This is a genomic window from Photorhabdus sp. P32 (genome assembly GCF_038085095.1).
Classification (GTDB): domain Bacteria; phylum Pseudomonadota; class Gammaproteobacteria; order Enterobacterales; family Enterobacteriaceae; genus Photorhabdus; species Photorhabdus luminescens.
This window is the reverse complement of sequence record NZ_JAZGJN010000238.1, coordinates 1-17,086: the sequence shown is the minus strand read 5'-3', so window position 1 is coordinate 17,086 and position 17,086 is coordinate 1. Positions and strand designations below refer to the sequence as shown.

Sequence of the window (17,086 nt, the reverse complement as noted above, 5' to 3'; positions counted from 1 at the left end):
AATGTTAAGTCATATTTGGTGGTCGCTGCCATTAACATTGATGGTATTCTACACCGCAAGAAAACTTTCATTACGATTCAAAATTCCCGTACTGAACCCCTTATTGGTTTCTATCGCCATCATTATTCCAATATTATTAATCACCCACACTTCTTATGAACACTATTTTGCCGGCAGCCGAATTCTAAATGATCTACTCCAACCCGCCGTGGTTGCGCTAGCATTTCCTTTATATGAGCAGCTACATCAGATCCGTGCCCAATGGAAGTCCATTATCAGCATCTGTTTTATCGGCAGTATTGTCGCTATGGTAACAGGCGCTGCTATTGCCTTATGGATGGGTGCAACGCCTGAAATGGCCGCTTCGATATTACCTAAATCCGTCACAACGCCAATAGCAATGGCAGTAGCAGATGCCATTGGCGGTATTCCTGCAATCAGTGCTGCTTGCGTTATTTTTGTCGGCATTTTCGGGGCAATATTTGGTCACAACCTGTTCGATCTATTACAGGTAAAAACTAAAGCATCCCGCGGCCTGGCAATGGGAACGGCATCACATGCTTTAGGTACTGCCCGCTGTGCAGAGGTCAATTTCGTTGAAGGCGCATACAGCTCATTGGCATTGATGACCTGCGGTATCATTACTTCACTAACAGCCCCCTTTGTATTCCCGGTGCTGCTATACCTATTTAGCTAGTTTATCTTTAGGAAATTTGATAATAATCGCTTAATTACCAACTTCAATTACATAAGTTTCATCCATCTATATGACATTAATCACATTACAAATCTAATCAGACAACTTAGAATGATCTTAAGTTAATTCGGAGATCACGCTATGCAGGCTCGTTTTCACCCTATCTGGGTACAATTACCCTTTAAACTACAGGATGCTCTTTTACCTTACGCAGGAAACAATGACTTTCCCGCCATGCTTACTGCTGAGCAAGCTGAATCTATTAAGAAAGCCTGCGGTTTTGATGATAACACCCTGGCTGTCGCCCTGTTGCCACTCGCAGCGGCATGTTCCCTAACACCAATATCACATTTTAATGTTGGCGCCATTGCCCGCGGTGAAAGCGGAAACCTCTATTTTGGCGCGAATATGGAGTTTGCTGGCGTGCCGCTACAGCAAACGATTCATGCAGAACAGTGTGCGATTACTCACGCTTGGTTATTGGGCGAGAAAAGACTGGCATCTGTTACTGTGAACTACTCTCCGTGCGGACACTGCCGTCAATTTATGAATGAACTTAATAGTGGCGCCCAATTAGAGATTCACCTGCCAAAGCAGGTACATTCAACATTAGGTCATTATCTGCCAGATTCTTTTGGCCCAAACGATCTGGGCATCAAGACTTTGTTGATGGACCCGGTCAATCATGGTTATAAACTAGAAACCACGGATAAATTAGTACTGACTGCACTAGATGCAGCAAACCAGAGCTATGCTCCATACAGTAATTCCTACAGTGGTACCGCGCTTTTAGGAAAAGATGGAAAAATTTATCCTGGGCGTTATGCAGAAAATGCCGCATTTAACCCAAGCTTACCGCCATTACAAGCAGCGCTGATTCTGATGAACATTTCTGGTGGTGATTGCCTGGCTATCGACAGAGCAGTGTTAGTTGAGGGAAAACACTGTGATTTATCCCAACGGAGTGCGACTCAATCCATACTTGCCGCACTCGGTTGCAGCAAATTTGATTACTACACTTTCTGAATTCAGTGGAAAACCCTCTATCTGCATAGAGGGTTTTCCACTATAAAAAACAACTACCGTAACATTTTATTAGCCAAATCTGGATGTTATCTCTCATTTTAGCTCATAATACCTCTAACTAAGTAACATTTACTGTACATATTTTTCCTATCTCTTAGGATCTAAGCTAACCTTGTTTATCCATTTAGTTCAAAGAGTAAGATTCATGGAACTGGAACACGAAAGTAAACGTCCATTATATATTCCCTATGCCGGCCCAATTCTGTTGGAATTCCCCCTGCTGAATAAAGGCAGCGCTTTTACTGAAGAAGAACGCAGCAACTTTAATCTTTACGGTTTATTACCGGAAGCGGTCGAAACCATCGAAGAACAAGCTGAACGTGCTTATCGACAGTATCTTGATTTTAAAAATGACGCAGATAAGCACATTTATCTGCGAAATATTCAGGACACTAACGAAACCCTGTTCTATCGCCTGCTGGATGCACATTTGAACGAAATGATGCCAATCATCTACACCCCAACCGTTGGTGAAGCTTGTGAGCACTTTTCCGATATTTACCGTCGCGCCCGCGGCCTGTTCATCTCATATCCAAACAAAGCCCATATTGATGACATGCTGCAAAATGCAACCAAGCAAAATGTCAAAGTCATCGTGGTTACCGACGGTGAACGTATCCTTGGTTTGGGCGACCAAGGCATTGGCGGTATGGGTATTCCTATCGGTAAACTCTCCTTGTATACCGCTTGCGGTGGTATTAGCCCGGCTTATACACTGCCAGTCGTCCTGGATGTAGGCACCAACAACCCGCAACGCCTGAATGATCCGTTATACATGGGCTGGCGTCACCCGCGTATCACCGGTGAAGAGTATGATGAATTCGTAGACGAATTTATTCAGGCGGTTAAACGCCGCTGGCCAAATGTGCTACTGCAATTTGAAGATTTTGCCCAAAAAAATGCCATGCCTCTGCTTGATCGCTATCGCCACGAGATTTGTTGCTTTAATGATGATATTCAGGGAACCGCCGCCGTTACGTTAGGGAGCTTAATTGCCGCTAGCCGCGCGGCTGGCCGTCAATTGAAAGATCAAACAGTTACCTTCCTTGGCGCAGGTTCCGCCGGTTGCGGCATTGCAGAACAGATCGTCGCCCAGATGAAATCCGAAGGTTTAAGCGAAGAACAGGCTCGCGCCCGTATTTTCATGGTTGACCGTTTCGGTTTATTGACAGACAAATTGCCAAATCTGTTGGATTTCCAGAATAAGCTGGTACAGAAAAGCGACTCATTGACTCAGTGGGATGTAAACAGCGATGCCATCTCGTTGCTCGATGTTGTCCGTAATGCTAAACCGACGGTATTGATTGGCGTTTCAGGTCAGTCAGGTTTGTTTACAGAGGAGATCATCCGTGAGATGCATAAACACTGTGAACGTCCAATCGTCATGCCGTTATCGAACCCAACTTCTCGCGTTGAAGCCCGTCCAGAAGATATCATCAACTGGACAGATGGCGCCGCTCTGGTGGCGACAGGTAGCCCATTTAACCCGGTAAAATATAAAGATCGGGAATATCCGATCGCTCAATGTAACAACGCCTATATCTTTCCTGGGATTGGTCTGGGTGTCATTGCATCAGGGGCTAAACTAGTTACTGACGGTATGTTGATGGCAGCAAGTCGAACACTGGCGGATTGTTCACCCTTAGCCCAACAGGGTCAAGGCCCGTTACTGCCGCTTATTGATGATATTCAGGACGTATCACGCAAAATTGCTAAACAAGTCGCCAAAGAGGCGCAAATACAGGGCGTTGCCACTGTTACCTCAGATGGAGCGCTGGATGAAGCGATTGAACGCAACTTCTGGAAACCTGAATATCGCGTGTATAAACGTACTTCATTCTGATTTTTATCGCTAAAAATACCTAAAAAGCTTGTTAGTTTACTTTTACTAACAAGCTTTTTCTCAGAGAGAAAACTTGCTTAGAAATTTCAGGTAAAGTAGCCTTTAACAAATTCAGTCATTAATGTGTATAAAAAGGCAAAAGCATGTGGAAGCGCCTGATAACTAGTCTGTTATTCATCACAGGGATGCTGATACTGACAGCTATTGCACTTGACCGCTGGATTAGCTGGAAAACAGCCCCCTATGTCTTTGATGATCTCAAACAACTTCCTGAACGTGAAGTAGGTATAGTACTTGGTACTGCTAAATATTACCTCTCTGGCGCCCCAAATCAGTACTATATGTACCGTATTCAGGGAGCTATTAATGCCTATAACAGCGACAAAATTAAATACTTATTACTGAGCGGCGACAATGCTCAACAAAGTTATAACGAACCGGTAACCATGCGCAGAGATTTAGTCAAAGCAGGTATTCCTGCCGCGAATATCGTACTGGATTTTGCGGGTTTCAGAACGCTTGATTCGATAGTCAGAACTCGGAAGGTTTTTAACACCAACGACTTCACCATTATCACTCAACGATTTCATTGTGAACGAGCCCTATTTATCGCTATGCATATGGGAATTACCGCTCAATGTTATGCAGTTTCGACACCTAAAAATATGATTACCGTTCGATTACGCGAAATCATTGCCCGCCTTGGCGCTCTGACTGATCTCTATATTCTGAAACGTGAACCTCGTTTCTTAGGCCCGTTGATCCCTATTCCAGCTCCGCATAGGATACCAAAAGATATGACTGATTACCCCGCCGTCACCCCAGAGGAATTGCAGGAAATAGATAAAACCCCGCTTAAGCGGACCGGGCCAATGCCGCAGTAATTTTACGCCACTGCTGTTCTACCGGCCCTTGCGGGTAACGGCGCAACCACCAGCATGAAAAGAGAATATTCATCGCCCAAATAGGAAGGATAAATGCAAGTAATTCCAAACGGCTAAATTGACCAAAAAACCCAAGATGATAAAACAGCAAGGTGCAGATTAAGGTTTGCAGCAAGTAATTACTCATCGCCATCCGTCCAACCTGACTGAGCCAGTAATTAATGCGCCAACATGAAATGACCGGCCAAAAACCATATATCAAAGCCATATACCCCAGAGCCTGAAACGGCGTTACCAACTCAGCAAGGATATAACCGACAATACCTGACCAAAAGTAATCCCAATTATGGATAGATTGGAACACGACAGAGAATATCTGAACAGCCACACTGAGTGGTATCAGCAATAGCGCCGCATTTCGATAATGGTTCACTGAAAATTCACCTTTTAGCCAACCATTACGCACTAATCCCGCACCACATAGCATAATACCGATAAGCTGCCAGCCATACTGTACAAACAGCATGACCATCATCAATATGACCTGATTAAAACGCTCTTTTACTGCCAGCCATCCACCAGATGTTTTCCAATATGTTTCGTATAACGTATGGAATTCCGTCGTCTGCCAAGAAACATCATTAGATTCGCCGCGGGAAAGAAAGCCAAGAATAAACAATAGCGCTAATCCGATCAGATAAAAAACAGCGCCTTGCATAAATAACCTGCCGCTGGCGCTATTCTGGTTAATCAATTGGAAACTGAAAAAACCGGCTAAACTATAAGAAAGCAAAATATCGCCATCCCAGAATAGGATGCCATGCCCTATTCCAATGAGAGCAAGTATCGTTAATCGTGGGTAATTCCAGATTTTGCCCCTTGGTAATAGTAGCTCCAAGGCCGCTCCAAATAAGAAAGCCAGAATACACAGGAACTTTCCCTGAACAAAGACGCTAAGTACAGACCAGACAATCAAATCAGTTAAAGAAGCAGAGCCATTATATGCCGGATTCAAATAAGCGGCGGATGGCAAAGCAAAGCCGGAGATATTGAGTAACAATATCCCCAGTATTGCCAGACCACGAATACTATCCAGTGAGTCAATTCTCTGGCAGGCCATTCTTATATCCCGATGTAAAAATTACACATGGCGAGTCGCGCGTAAAAACTCTTGACGGGTATTTTGACTAGATTTAAACAATCCACCCAGGGAAGTTGTTGTCGTGGTGCTGGTTGCATCACGGATACCCCGTGCCTTCACGCAGTAATGAACCGCATCAATCGATACAGCAACATTATTAGTGCCAAGCAGTGTCTGTAATGCAATCAGGATCTGTTGGGTCAGGCGCTCTTGTACCTGTGGACGCTGCGAAAAAAATTGCACAATACGGTTAATCTTAGACAACCCAATGACTTTATCTTTTGGAATATAGGCAACCGTCGCCTTGCCATCAATGGTGACAAAATGGTGTTCGCAGGTGCTGGTTAGTGTGATATCACGCACTGTCACCATTTCATCCACTCTCATTTTATTTTCTATCAACGTGATTTTTGGGAAATTACTGTAGTCCAACCCGGAAAAAATCTCATCGACGTACATTTTCGCAATACGACTGGGGGTTTCTGCCAAACTGTCATCACGCAAATCGAGATTCAACAGTTTCATAATTTCCGTCATATGCTCCTCAATACGCGCTTTGCGCACTTCCGGCGCCAACGCCTGACCACGCAAAGGCGTTTCAAGACCACGAGCTTCCAGCGCCGAATGCACAAGTTCAGCTTCTTTACTTAAGGATGACATTATTTTCTCCAAAGACATTACTTTTCATCATCTGGCGGGTAGTAAAATAGATATTCGAGTCATGAAGACCATAACTGAAACAACTCACTACTAACAGGTAACTATCGCACACACTGTAAATGAGCACGTGGTGATTATCCAGTGATAGCTTTTCATAATTATATGAATTTTTTACATACGCACTTCACTGGTCGATTTATTCCTGTTACAAACCAATAACCCGGCAATGACCAAGGTAATCAATGCGACATATAATGCAGGCTCCAATCTCCCGGTTATTGCGGTAGAAATCGCTGACAACATCGGCCCAATTAACTGTCCGATAGCATATCCGGTGGTTAATAACCCAGCCATATAACGGCTATGTTCTGGCGCTAATTCACGCCCATACTGAAACGCCATTTGCACTACACACATAAAACCACCACCAACCAACAAAGAGCTTAATGCCAGACCACCTATTCCCGGAATGATCTCAGCGATAAGAATGCCCGCAGCCTGAATCCATAAAGTGATCGCCAGCCGGATTTGCGTTGTCAGCATATGACGAGTCAAAATAGCAAAACCGATGCCGATGACTGCGGCGCCACCAAATACTGGCCAGACAAACTGCGCAAATAAACTGCCGGGGAAACGATCGCTTGCCATTTGCGAAAGAAAAGTCGCAGGTAAAATATAACCAAACCCCGCTAAACTGTAACTCCATACCAGCCGCTTAATTGCAGGCGTCAAAGTCAGTTTCTTCACCTCAGCCTGTGAACGATGTAACTCACCATTACGGGGCAAATGCCGACTAATATAGATACTACAAATCAACGCCAAAATGCCATATAACAACCACGCTTCGGAAGCGCTCACTTGCCATGCTTGAATACCAATGGCAAGGATACCCGTAACGAATATCCCGACTCCCGGTCCCGCAAATATGGCAGCGCTCAACGCAGGACGATTCAATTTAGCCAACTGTTCATTGGCCCATGATGCCACCAATACCAATGTCCAGCCGCTTGCCCAACCAATAAAAAAACGGGCGATACTGTGCAATATCGCACCATACAGTAGCGCAGAGAGCAGCGTGATAATCACCGCTCCCCATAATCCGGCCCAAAGCCGATATTCAATCAAACGGCGCGCCCGCATTGCATCATAGGAGCCAGCCAAATATCCCAGATAGTTAAAAGCCGCAACGATACCGGCCCCAGTCAGACTAAACTGGAATTCTGCGATCATTAAAGGCACTTGAGGAGTGAAGGCAGTACGCCCAATTCCCATAGCGACAACCAGTGCCAAAAATCCACTCATTGCGATATGAAAAGCCAGGTAGCGGTGACTCTGTTGAGGAGAAACTGAATTGTTCATAGCCATAAAATATTATTTTTTTAATTTATTCTTCATAAGACATAACAGAAATCAAATACAACATACACTTTTAATTAACAAAGTTCCCAGAAAAACGTAAATTATTTCTGCCCATAAATAAAAAATCAGTAAGCAATTAATTACAGTATTTGGGATGACAGAATATATGCCCCTTCTGGCTCAGCTCTAATTTATTCGTCTTAACTAAAGCTAAAAACACAGCATTAACTGAATTATCCAGGCTTCCGCACAATAACGCCAAAATGGTACTAACAAGCCTGTTTATAAGAGATATCATTTGCCATGTTACGTACAAATATGAGTGAGGAGCATTTTTATGTACCAAGCATTTCAAGGTAAAACAGCTATTGTTACCGGTGGTGGAACCGGTATAGGACGAGCTATCAGTATTATGCTGGCGAAACAAGGCGCCGCTGTCGCCGTGATCTATTCACAAAGTGAACTTGAAGCGCTGGAAACAACAGAAATAATTATCAAGGATGGAGGGCAAGCTATCGCGATAAAAGCGAATGTTGCCGACGAATCGGCTGTGCAGGCAATGATAAACACCGTCGTGGAAAAATTCGGCGGGATCGACTATCTGGTAAATAACGCGGCGACAACCAGACAACTTCAATTTGAAGATCTTGATGCCATATCTAGCGATATTTGGGATGCCATTATTGATGTTAATGTGAAAGGCACATTTCATTGTTGCCGGTATGCGGCACCCTATCTTAAAGCAAGAACGGGGAGTGCTATCGTGAATGTCGGTAGTATCGCCGGCGAAACGGGACTGGGTTCTTGTATCCCCTATGCCGCGTCCAAATCAGCGGTTCACGGGCTGACAAAATCCTTAGCTCGGGCGCTGGCTCCATCGGTCAGGGTTAACTGCGTAGCGCCAGGCGCCGTTGAAACAAGATGGTGGAAAGGGAGAGAAGAGAAAATGCATACGCTTTGCACTTATTTGCCCTTAGAAAGAATTTCAACGCCAGAAGATGTCGCAGAAATAACCTTGATGCTGTTAAACGCAGAATCGATGACAGGACAAATCATAACCGTTGACAGTGGTCAAACCTTATAAGCGCTTACTCGCTTTGCGACCTGGCTATGACAACAGCAGATTCTCCGACGCCAGGTTAATCGTGATGTTCTATGCGCTTATTACACATTGCGGCGTTTTGGATAACCGATACCAATATCGCCGCATTTATGGAATATACGATACTCATTAAAGTCAAATATCACTCACACATATGTTGATCTCTGCCATAATGCCATTAATAAAAAACGTTATCTGGGAGCATCATTATGGATCACTGTCATACCTCTGGATTGATCTCTTTGCAGCAGGCGTTGGAAAAACTTCTGACTCAAGTTACACCTCTGACTGATACAGAAGCTGTCAGCCTCCCGCAAACATCAGGACGCATCACTGCAACAAATATCATTTCTCCCATTAATGTGCCTCCTTTTGCTAACTCAGCAATGGACGGTTATGCCGTGCGCTACGCCGATTTAAATGGCAATAAACCTCTGCCTCTGGCAGGAAAAGCGCTGGCAGGCGCACCTTTTCAAGGAAAATGGCCGGTTGCAACTTGTATCCGCATTATGACTGGCGCGCCTATTCCCACAGATGCTGATACAGTTATTATGCAAGAACACGCGGAAATTACTGATGACGGCATTGTTTTCACTCAGCCAGCCAAACAAGGTCAGAATATCCGTCTGGCTGGCGAAGATATTGCTAAAGGCGCGGTGGTACTACCGGCAGGCAGCAAATTATCCACTGCTCAATTACCCCTGATCGCATCTTTAGGCATCACCGAAGTTGAAGTGGTTCGCAAATTGAAAGTCGCTATTTTTTCGACAGGTGATGAGTTGCAAGCTATCGGTCACCCACTTAAGGAAGGACAAATTTATGATACCAACCGTTTTGCCGTTCGACTGATGCTGGAAAAACTGGATTGCGACGTTATTGATTTAGGCGTTATTCCAGACAATCCCCAAGCTTTACGCCATGTTTTCGCACAAGCAGATCAACAAGCCGATTTAGTCATCAGCAGTGGCGGCGTTTCTGTGGGTGAAGCAGACTACACCAAGCAGATACTGGATGAATTAGGCGAAATCAGTTTCTGGAAACTAGCAATTAAACCGGGTAAACCTTTCGCGTTTGGCAAACTAAAAAATGCCTGGTTCTGTGGTCTGCCCGGTAATCCAGTTTCAGCCGTTCTCACTTTCTATCAATTAGTTCAACCTTTAATCGCGCGTCTATCCGGTTTTACGGCATGGCAACCCCCTATGCGTATGTGCGCCAAGGTCATCACGCCGTTGAAAAAGACACCGGGAAGAATGGATTTTCAACGGGGTATTGCTTCGGTAAATGAACAAGGTGAGCTGGAAGTCCGCACTACAGGGCATCAAGGCTCTCATATATTTAGTTCATTCAGTCAGGGGAACTGCTTCATTGTTCTGGAACGTGAACGTGGGCGGGTAGAAGTTGGTGAAAATGTTGAAATAGAATTGTTCAATCACTTACTGAAAAATGAATAATGACCATTGAACTCACAGACGCAGAAATCCTGCGCTATAACCGTCAGATTGTTCTACGTGGGTTTGATTTTGACGGTCAGGAAAAATTAAAATCTTCGACGATCCTGATAGTTGGCGCAGGTGGTTTAGGTTGCGCGGCATCCCAATATTTGACCGCAGCAGGCGTGGGAACAATAACACTGTTGGATTTTGATACCGTTTCTCTCTCGAACCTGCAACGGCAGATCCTGCATCGGGACGAACGTATCGGCATGGCTAAGGTGTATTCAGCCCAATTTACGCTCCGGGCAATAAATCCCCATGTCACCATTAAAACCGTTGACGGATTACTGGAAGATCAGGCGCTAGATGAACTTATCAGCCAGAACGATGTTGTCTTAGATTGTACGGATAATGTGGCGATCCGCGAACAACTGAACCGCCTGTGTCTGGTAAGGAAAACGCCTCTGGTTTCCGGCGCAGCTATTCGCATGGAAGGACAACTCACTACATTTACTTATCAACCAGATACCCCCTGCTACCGTTGCCTGAGCAGACTGTTTGGCGAAAACAATCTAACGTGTGTGGAAACGGGAGTGATGGCGCCATTGGTCGGCACCATCGGTACATTACAAGCAATGGAAACCATCAAACTCCTTACTGGATATGGCAAAGTCAGCAGTGGAAAGGTTTTACTGTTTGATGCAATGACGATGCAATTTAGTGATATTAAATTACTTAAAGATCCCAATTGCGAAGTGTGCAACAGTTAATTTTATCCGCCGATAGAAATAATACGCCCCGGTTATCTCAACCAGGGCGATTTAACTCATAAGATTATTACTCAACAATTCCCTGACTTCTCAGATACTCATCATAAGTACCTTTGAAATCAATGACCTTATCAGATTTAATTTCCATAACTCGGCTTGCTAAGGAGCTAACAAATTCCCGATCATGAGAAACAAATATCAAAGTACCTTTATACAATTCAAGCGCAAGGTTCAGGGATTCAATGGATTCCATATCCAAATGGTTTGTTGGTTCATCCATTATTAGGATATTTGGCTGTTGCATCATCAACTTACCAAATAGCATCCGCCCTTTTTCACCACCCGATAACACCTTAACTTTTTTCTTAATATCATCCTGGCTGAACAACAAACGTCCTAATACACTACGAACGGCTTGTTCATCATCCCCTTCTCTCTTCCATTGACTCATCCAGTCAAAAACCGTCAGATCGCAGTCAAAATCATGGGCATGATCCTGAGCGTAGTAACCAATGCTGCTATTTTCAGACCATTTAACTGTGCCGCTATTTGGCTCTGTTTCACCAACCAATGTTTTCAGGAAGGTCGTTTTACCGATACCGTTAGCACCGATAACGGCTATTTTCTCGCCAACTTCCAGCAAAAGATTGAGATTTTTAAACAGAGGACCATTGTCATAACCTTTAGTCAAACCGTCCAATTCCAGAGCATTACGGAACAATTTCTTATCTTGCTCAAAACGGATATAAGGATTCTGACGGCTGGATGCTTTAACTTCTTCCAACTGAATTTTATCAATTTGACGAGCACGGGAAGTCGCCTGTTTTGATTTAGAAGCATTAGCGCTAAAACGGCTGACAAAAGATTGTAATTCCGCAATCTGGGCTTTCTTCTTCGCATTATCAGCTAGTAGACGCTCACGGGCTTGAGTGGCGGCAACCATATATTCATCATAATTACCGGGGAACAGACGCAGCTCACCGTAATCAAGATCGGCCATATGAGTACAAACTGTATTCAGGAAATGACGATCATGGGAAATAATGATCATGGTGCTATTTCGTTCATTCAGTATTTGTTCTAACCAACGAATCGTATCAATATCCAGGTTGTTCGTCGGTTCATCCAATAACAGAATATCAGGATTAGAAAACAGCGCTTGAGCCAGCAATACACGCAATTTCCAACCGGGCGCCACTTCGTTCATCAAACCGTAATGCTGTTCTACTGGAATACCAACACCTAGCAACAACTCTCCGGCTCGCGCTTCGGCACTATAACCATCCATCTCTCCATAAGCGACTTCCAGATCGGCAACGCGATAGCCATCCTCTTCACTCATTTCCGCCATCGCATAGATGCGGTCACGCTCCTGCTTTACCTGCCACAGTTCCGTGTGCCCCATAATCACGGTATCCAATACCGTGTACTCTTCAAAAGCAAACTGATCCTGACGCAGTTTACCAATGCGCTCATTGGGATCGATGCTGACATTACCGGCAGTAGGTGTCAGATCGCCACCCAAGATTTTCATAAAAGTGGATTTACCAGAACCATTAGCGCCAATCAGACCATAACGGTTACCGTTGCCAAACTTGACAGAAATGTTTTCAAACAGGGGCTTACTGCCAAATTGCATAGTGATGTTGTTTGTACTTAACACTGCATTCGCTCTTACATTTAGAAACAAAAGGGAAATCGGAAAAATCGATAGCGGCGCATTATGCCACAGTAGAACGATAGTATCGCCTTATAGTTATATCTGTTTCTTCGACAAAAGACAGGAATATGTTTGAAATGATCGAAAAATATATATGAAAAAATTTAATACTACTAGTAGCATGAGAGTCGAGCTTGTACAGACCTTGTAAATATTTCTCATGCCAAAAACTCTCTCACCTTTTTCATTTATCCCTATTTAATTAACTTCTTAAAAAAAACCACTCTTTCTGTCTCAACAAATCCAAGAGACAAATGAAGAGCCAGTGATTCTTCATTATTTATATCAGCATCTGATGCCATTTCAGTACATCCATGATCCTTAGCCCAATTTTTAATATGCGCTATAAGTCGGGTTGCTAAACCCTTTCTTCTGAATTCCGGGGAAATATAGATCCCTTCAAGGTAAGCTACCGGAGAGGAATTGCACCCATTGACATATTCAAAACGTAGTGAAGCCTCTGCAAAACCGCAAAAATCACCTAAATCCGATTGGATCATAAAAGCAATCTGGTTATCAGAATGCAAAATCGAGGTCATTTCTTCGCAGTGCTCTTCTTTTGATGCCGTGGGCCATAATGTATTCCGCAAATACAACCACTCATTAAAATTATGGCGGTTACTCACTACAATCAGGTAAAGATTATTTTCCAACTGAATATACGATGCTTGCTGATATTTATTATCCATTTTTGACTCAGACATTTTTTCTTATTTAACTTATATCATACTGCAAATTTATTCACTAAAACAGACGCCAGACTTGGGAGAAGCCCTGGAGTCCCAGGGCATTCCGCCAGCTCAAAGGCTTGCCTGCAAGATCTGGCGGCTAATATCTAACGTAATGTCTTTATTCTCACCCAATCGAGTCAAACCATGATCTTCCAATTGTTTTACCACTCGCTCAATGTCATCAACACCAAGGTTGTAATCCGACAAACGGGTCTGGATTCCCAGATCTTCGAAGAAACTGCGAGTATATGCAATAGCTTGATCAATCCGTTGTTCTTCATCTCCACGGGTAATACCCCAAACTCGCTCACCATACTGCAACAATTTGGCGCGTTTGCTTTCCCGACAGATTTGCAAAGTAGCTGGCAGGACAATCGCCAGCGTTCGTGCATGATCGATACCGTAAAGCGCAGTTAATTCATGACCGATGAAATGTGTGGACCAATCCTGCGGCACACCTACGCCAATCAAGCCATTGAGAGCCAAAGTCGCCACCCACATCAGATTGGAACGGATCTCGTAATTATCCGAGGCGTTTATAGCCTGAGGACCTATTTCAATCAATATCTGCAATAGCCCCTCAGCAAATCTATCTTGCACCATACCATTGGCAGGGTAAGTCAAATACTGTTCCATAACGTGTGTGAAAGCATCAGCCACCCCATTAGCCACCTGACGTAACGGAAGAGTATAAGTCTTCGTTGGGTCCATAATGGAAAATTGAGGAAAAACAAGCGAACTCATAAAATCCAGCTTAGCTTGTTTCGCTTTATTGGTAATCACCGAACTATTGTTCATCTCTGAACCCGTCGCGGGTAGCGTCAAAACGGTGCCAAACGGAAGCGCATTCTGAACAAGAGACCCCCCTTCTTCCAAAATACGCCAAGGCTCCCCTGCAAAATTCACAGCCGCCGCCACAAATTTGGTACCATCAATCACAGAACCACCGCCGACAGCAAGCAGGAAATCCACTTCACTATTGCGAATCAATTCAACAGCTTTCATCAAAGTTTCGTAAGTCGGGTTAGCTTCAATACCACCAAATTCCTGAATAGTTCTATTAGCCAACGCACTCCTGACTTCATCTAGCGTTCCTGCCTTTTCAGCACTGCTACCGCCGTAGAGAATCAGTACCCGCGCATCCTGCGGCACCAGGTTATCAAGACGGTTAATTGTCTCTTTACCAAAAACGATCTTGGTTGGATTGTAATATTTAAAATTTCGCATAGCACCTCACTGCATCAATCGAATACAGCTTTTTAATGTGTCTAACCGCATTTAATTATCAGGGCCGACACGGACGACTAACTTGCCGAAATTGTGACCTTGTAACAGGCCAATAAACGCTTCTGGAGTATTTTCCAAACCTGATATCACCTCTTCGCGATATTTGATCCTGCCTTCATCAAGCCATGTGGACATATCATGTAAGAATTCGCCAAAACGCCGAGCATAATGATCCAAAACAATGAATCCCTCTATCCGAATTCGTTTCCGCAGTAATTGATCCATCAACAAAAACAAACGATCTGGCCCTTCCGGGAGGTCAATGGCGTTGTAGTGAGACACCATCCCGCAAAGCGGAATGCGAGCAAAGTCATTCAATAACGGTAAAACAGCGTCAAATACCTTGCCGCCCACATTTTCAAAATAAATATCGATCCCCTTCGGACAAACCTTGGACAACTGATCCGCAAAGTCTGGAGCATGGTGGTCAAGACAAACATCAAATCCCAATACATCAACAGCATGACGGCACTTTTCCACGCCACCCGCTACGCCAACAACATAACAACCTTTGAGCTTGCCGATCTGACCAACCGTTGCGCCAACCGGCCCCGTTGCCGCAGCGACAACCAACGTTTCACCAGCCTTAGGTTGACCGATATCCAACAATCCCACATAAGCTGTAAAACCCGGCATCCCCAACACGCCTAATCTATAGGATGGGTGAATAGGCGATTGCCCTAAGTTCATCAAACCACGACCATCGGAAATGGCATAATCCTGCCAACCGCCATATGCGAGTACCCAATCACCAACCTGATATCTCGAATGATTTGAAGACACTACCCGACTCACTGTTGCGCCAACCATAACGCTATCAAGCTCCACCGGCGGTTCATAAGATGGTTTATCACTCATTCGTCCACGCATGTAAGGATCTAGCGAAAGAAAAACGCTGCGTAACAGTAGCTCTTTCTCCTGTATCTCAGGGATAGGTTGCTGTTCCAGACGAAAATCGGTCAATGTCGGGGAACCATGCGGACGTGAAGCCAAGACAATCCGGCGATTTGTTTGTTGTGTTTGAAACATTCGTCTTCTCCTTCAACATTAAAGTCAGTATCATTGGGATACCCCAAAAGTAGACCAGTCGTCTAACCATTAAGTATAAAAAAACACTGATGAATAGAGACTTTCAACAGTGTTTTTATTCGCTATGCATTCAATAATCGCTTGGTGGTAGCCATAGCACTTTGTAACGGTGCGCTATTCTGGGTGATCTTCGCCATCAGGCTGGCTCCTAACCAAATCTGATATAGCGCCTCAGCCAGCGGGAAAGCTTCCTCAACAGCACAATCCAATCCACCCTCATGGACAATGTTTTCCACTACAGAGGCAAGACGCATAATGATATTCTTCGTCCCATCCTCCAACACCAGACGCATCGCTACGGACAGATCGCTCACCTCAGCACCGAGCTTAACTGCCAGACACTTTTGTCCACAAAAAGTACCGTCTTCCAACGGCTCCAACCAGCCTTGCCAGTACTGCATCAAGTTCTCTTTCGCTGTCCACTCCTTACGCGCCATGATGTTATCCATCCTTTCGAGACAGTGCGTAAAGTAATCTTCCAGCATTGCGGCGCCAAATGCCTCTTTCGACGCAAAATAGTGGTAAAACGAGCCTTTCGGCACTTCTGCCGATTTCAGAATTTCATTAAGTCCGACGGCAGCAAAGCCTTTACATCCAATAATTTGTTGAGCAATGTTCAGGATGTGCTGACGGGTATCTTGGGGGGTTCTATTCGTTTGCATGGATATAACCTACATCTAATTAGACCAGTCGTCTACAGATTTAAAACAAAAATTTTCGATCAGCGAAGAAATGAGAAAACTCCCTGTTAATATCACTCCCGGCCACTTTTTTACTGATTTATAGCTTTATTCTGAGGCATATGTTGAACCATAAACTTACCAATATAATAATCATTACTAAGTAAATCAGACACGAAGAAAAAAATTAAGAAAAAGCAATAATGCCACACCGCAAATAAACATGTTAAGGACCAATGATATTACATTGATAACAGTTTTATTTTTCTATGATATCTCCATCAAGGATGTAATAGTCCCTATAGTAAATATAATATTAGCTCATTATCCAAATATTTGTTAATCAATAAATCAACAAACTTCTTAGCAATAAGAAAGACTTATAAAATTAGTGGCTTATAGCTATTCAAGATAAATACAATCTGTTACTAAATTATACTCATTCAATATTACGATACATTAACACCTCATCAATATAATTGATGAATTAATGTTCAAAAATAATAAAATTATTATTAACTCGTCATAGACCTAGATGCCTATTTTTATTTGACATTATATTTGTTTTATATATTGGTTATTAAAAACATAGACATATTTTATC

At 43.8% G+C, this 17,086-nt stretch carries 15 protein-coding genes; 7 read left to right on the top strand and 8 right to left on the bottom strand.

What is annotated here, in order from left to right; translation table 11 throughout:
• Position 1: 1 nt before the first annotated feature.
• The 4 genes from V2H77_RS07645 (at position 2) to sanA (ending at position 4,510) form a co-directional block, all read left to right on the top strand.
• A complete protein-coding gene (locus tag V2H77_RS07645) occupies positions 2 to 697 on the top strand; it encodes a CidB/LrgB family autolysis modulator (RefSeq protein WP_341498334.1) in 696 nt (231 codons plus the stop codon).
• A 141-nt stretch (positions 698 to 838) separates the two neighbouring features.
• Positions 839 to 1,723: a cytidine deaminase gene (gene cdd / locus V2H77_RS07640; RefSeq protein ID WP_341498333.1), complete on the top strand. Its 885-nt coding sequence runs from the start codon at positions 839 to 841 to the stop codon at positions 1,721 to 1,723.
• A gap of 205 nt (positions 1,724 to 1,928) precedes the next feature.
• Positions 1,929 to 3,626: an NAD-dependent malic enzyme gene (locus V2H77_RS07635; protein ID WP_341498332.1), complete on the top strand. Its 1,698-nt coding sequence runs from the start codon at positions 1,929 to 1,931 to the stop codon at positions 3,624 to 3,626.
• 143 nt (positions 3,627 to 3,769) lie between these two features.
• Positions 3,770 to 4,510, top strand: coding sequence for an outer membrane permeability protein SanA (gene sanA / locus V2H77_RS07630; protein WP_341498331.1), 741 nt, complete (start codon positions 3,770 to 3,772; stop codon positions 4,508 to 4,510).
• On the opposite strand, the gene yeiB is transcribed toward sanA, so the two are convergent.
• The 3 genes from yeiB to V2H77_RS07615 all read right to left on the bottom strand — a co-directional run bounded on the left by yeiB (position 4,482) and on the right by V2H77_RS07615 (position 7,670).
• On the bottom strand, positions 4,482 to 5,630 hold the full coding sequence (gene yeiB / locus V2H77_RS07625; protein WP_341498330.1) for a DUF418 domain-containing protein YeiB: 1,149 nt from the start codon (positions 5,628 to 5,630) through the stop codon (positions 4,482 to 4,484). The genes sanA and yeiB overlap by 29 nt on opposite strands.
• 21 nt (positions 5,631 to 5,651) lie before the next feature.
• Positions 5,652 to 6,311, bottom strand: a complete 660-nt coding sequence (gene folE / locus V2H77_RS07620; RefSeq protein WP_341498329.1) for a GTP cyclohydrolase I FolE — start codon at positions 6,309 to 6,311, stop codon at positions 5,652 to 5,654.
• A 171-nt stretch (positions 6,312 to 6,482) separates the two neighbouring features.
• Positions 6,483 to 7,670 (bottom strand): YbfB/YjiJ family MFS transporter, encoded by a 1,188-nt coding sequence (locus tag V2H77_RS07615; RefSeq protein ID WP_445935468.1) that lies wholly within the window; start codon positions 7,668 to 7,670, stop codon positions 6,483 to 6,485.
• Between the two features lie 337 nt (positions 7,671 to 8,007).
• Between V2H77_RS07615 and V2H77_RS07610 the strand changes: the two genes are divergently transcribed.
• From V2H77_RS07610 to moeB, 3 genes are all read left to right on the top strand, one after another.
• Positions 8,008 to 8,754, top strand: a complete 747-nt coding sequence (locus tag V2H77_RS07610; protein WP_341498327.1) for an SDR family NAD(P)-dependent oxidoreductase — start codon at positions 8,008 to 8,010, stop codon at positions 8,752 to 8,754.
• Between the two features lie 227 nt (positions 8,755 to 8,981).
• Positions 8,982 to 10,223: a molybdopterin molybdotransferase MoeA gene (gene moeA, locus V2H77_RS07605; RefSeq protein ID WP_341498326.1), complete on the top strand. Its 1,242-nt coding sequence runs from the start codon at positions 8,982 to 8,984 to the stop codon at positions 10,221 to 10,223.
• A complete protein-coding gene (moeB, locus tag V2H77_RS07600) occupies positions 10,223 to 10,975 on the top strand; it encodes a molybdopterin-synthase adenylyltransferase MoeB (protein ID WP_341498325.1) in 753 nt (250 codons plus the stop codon). Before moeA ends, moeB begins: the two co-directional genes overlap by 1 nt.
• Positions 10,976 to 11,042: 67 nt before the next feature.
• On the opposite strand, the gene V2H77_RS07595 is transcribed toward moeB, so the two are convergent.
• From V2H77_RS07595 to V2H77_RS07575, 5 genes are all read right to left on the bottom strand, one after another.
• Positions 11,043 to 12,638: an ABC-F family ATPase gene (locus tag V2H77_RS07595; RefSeq protein ID WP_341498324.1), complete on the bottom strand. Its 1,596-nt coding sequence runs from the start codon at positions 12,636 to 12,638 to the stop codon at positions 11,043 to 11,045.
• Positions 12,639 to 12,889: 251 nt separating this feature from the next.
• A complete protein-coding gene (gene aac(6'), locus V2H77_RS07590; RefSeq protein WP_341498343.1) occupies positions 12,890 to 13,330 on the bottom strand; it encodes an aminoglycoside 6'-N-acetyltransferase in 441 nt (146 codons plus the stop codon).
• A gap of 165 nt (positions 13,331 to 13,495) precedes the next feature.
• On the bottom strand, positions 13,496 to 14,653 hold the full coding sequence (locus V2H77_RS07585) for an iron-containing alcohol dehydrogenase (RefSeq protein ID WP_341498323.1): 1,158 nt from the start codon (positions 14,651 to 14,653) through the stop codon (positions 13,496 to 13,498).
• Positions 14,654 to 14,704: 51 nt separating this feature from the next.
• Positions 14,705 to 15,742 carry an NADP-dependent oxidoreductase gene (locus V2H77_RS07580; RefSeq protein WP_341498322.1) on the bottom strand — a complete coding sequence of 346 codons (1,038 nt, stop codon included), beginning with the start codon at positions 15,740 to 15,742 and terminating at the stop codon, positions 14,705 to 14,707.
• Positions 15,743 to 15,864: 122 nt separating this feature from the next.
• Positions 15,865 to 16,464: a TetR/AcrR family transcriptional regulator gene (locus tag V2H77_RS07575; RefSeq protein ID WP_341498321.1), complete on the bottom strand. Its 600-nt coding sequence runs from the start codon at positions 16,462 to 16,464 to the stop codon at positions 15,865 to 15,867.
• Positions 16,465 to 17,086 lie beyond the last annotated feature (622 nt).

Coding starts and splice junctions, on each gene's coding strand:
- moeA (WP_341498326.1), top strand. CDS start 8,982: ATGGATCACTGTCATACCTCTGGATTGATCTCTTTGCAGCAGGCGTTG.
- V2H77_RS07645 (WP_341498334.1), top strand. CDS start 2: ATGTTAAGTCATATTTGGTGGTCGCTGCCATTAACATTGATGGTATTC.
- V2H77_RS07575 (WP_341498321.1), bottom strand. CDS start 16,464: ATGCAAACGAATAGAACCCCCCAAGATACCCGTCAGCACATCCTGAAC.
- V2H77_RS07635 (WP_341498332.1), top strand. CDS start 1,929: ATGGAACTGGAACACGAAAGTAAACGTCCATTATATATTCCCTATGCC.
- V2H77_RS07615 (WP_445935468.1), bottom strand. CDS start 7,670: ATGAACAATTCAGTTTCTCCTCAACAGAGTCACCGCTACCTGGCTTTT.
- V2H77_RS07580 (WP_341498322.1), bottom strand. CDS start 15,742: ATGTTTCAAACACAACAAACAAATCGCCGGATTGTCTTGGCTTCACGT.
- moeB (WP_341498325.1), top strand. CDS start 10,223: ATGACCATTGAACTCACAGACGCAGAAATCCTGCGCTATAACCGTCAG.
- yeiB (WP_341498330.1), bottom strand. CDS start 5,630: ATGGCCTGCCAGAGAATTGACTCACTGGATAGTATTCGTGGTCTGGCA.
- cdd (WP_341498333.1), top strand. CDS start 839: ATGCAGGCTCGTTTTCACCCTATCTGGGTACAATTACCCTTTAAACTA.
- V2H77_RS07610 (WP_341498327.1), top strand. CDS start 8,008: ATGTACCAAGCATTTCAAGGTAAAACAGCTATTGTTACCGGTGGTGGA.
- folE (WP_341498329.1), bottom strand. CDS start 6,311: ATGTCATCCTTAAGTAAAGAAGCTGAACTTGTGCATTCGGCGCTGGAA.
- V2H77_RS07585 (WP_341498323.1), bottom strand. CDS start 14,653: ATGCGAAATTTTAAATATTACAATCCAACCAAGATCGTTTTTGGTAAA.
- sanA (WP_341498331.1), top strand. CDS start 3,770: ATGTGGAAGCGCCTGATAACTAGTCTGTTATTCATCACAGGGATGCTG.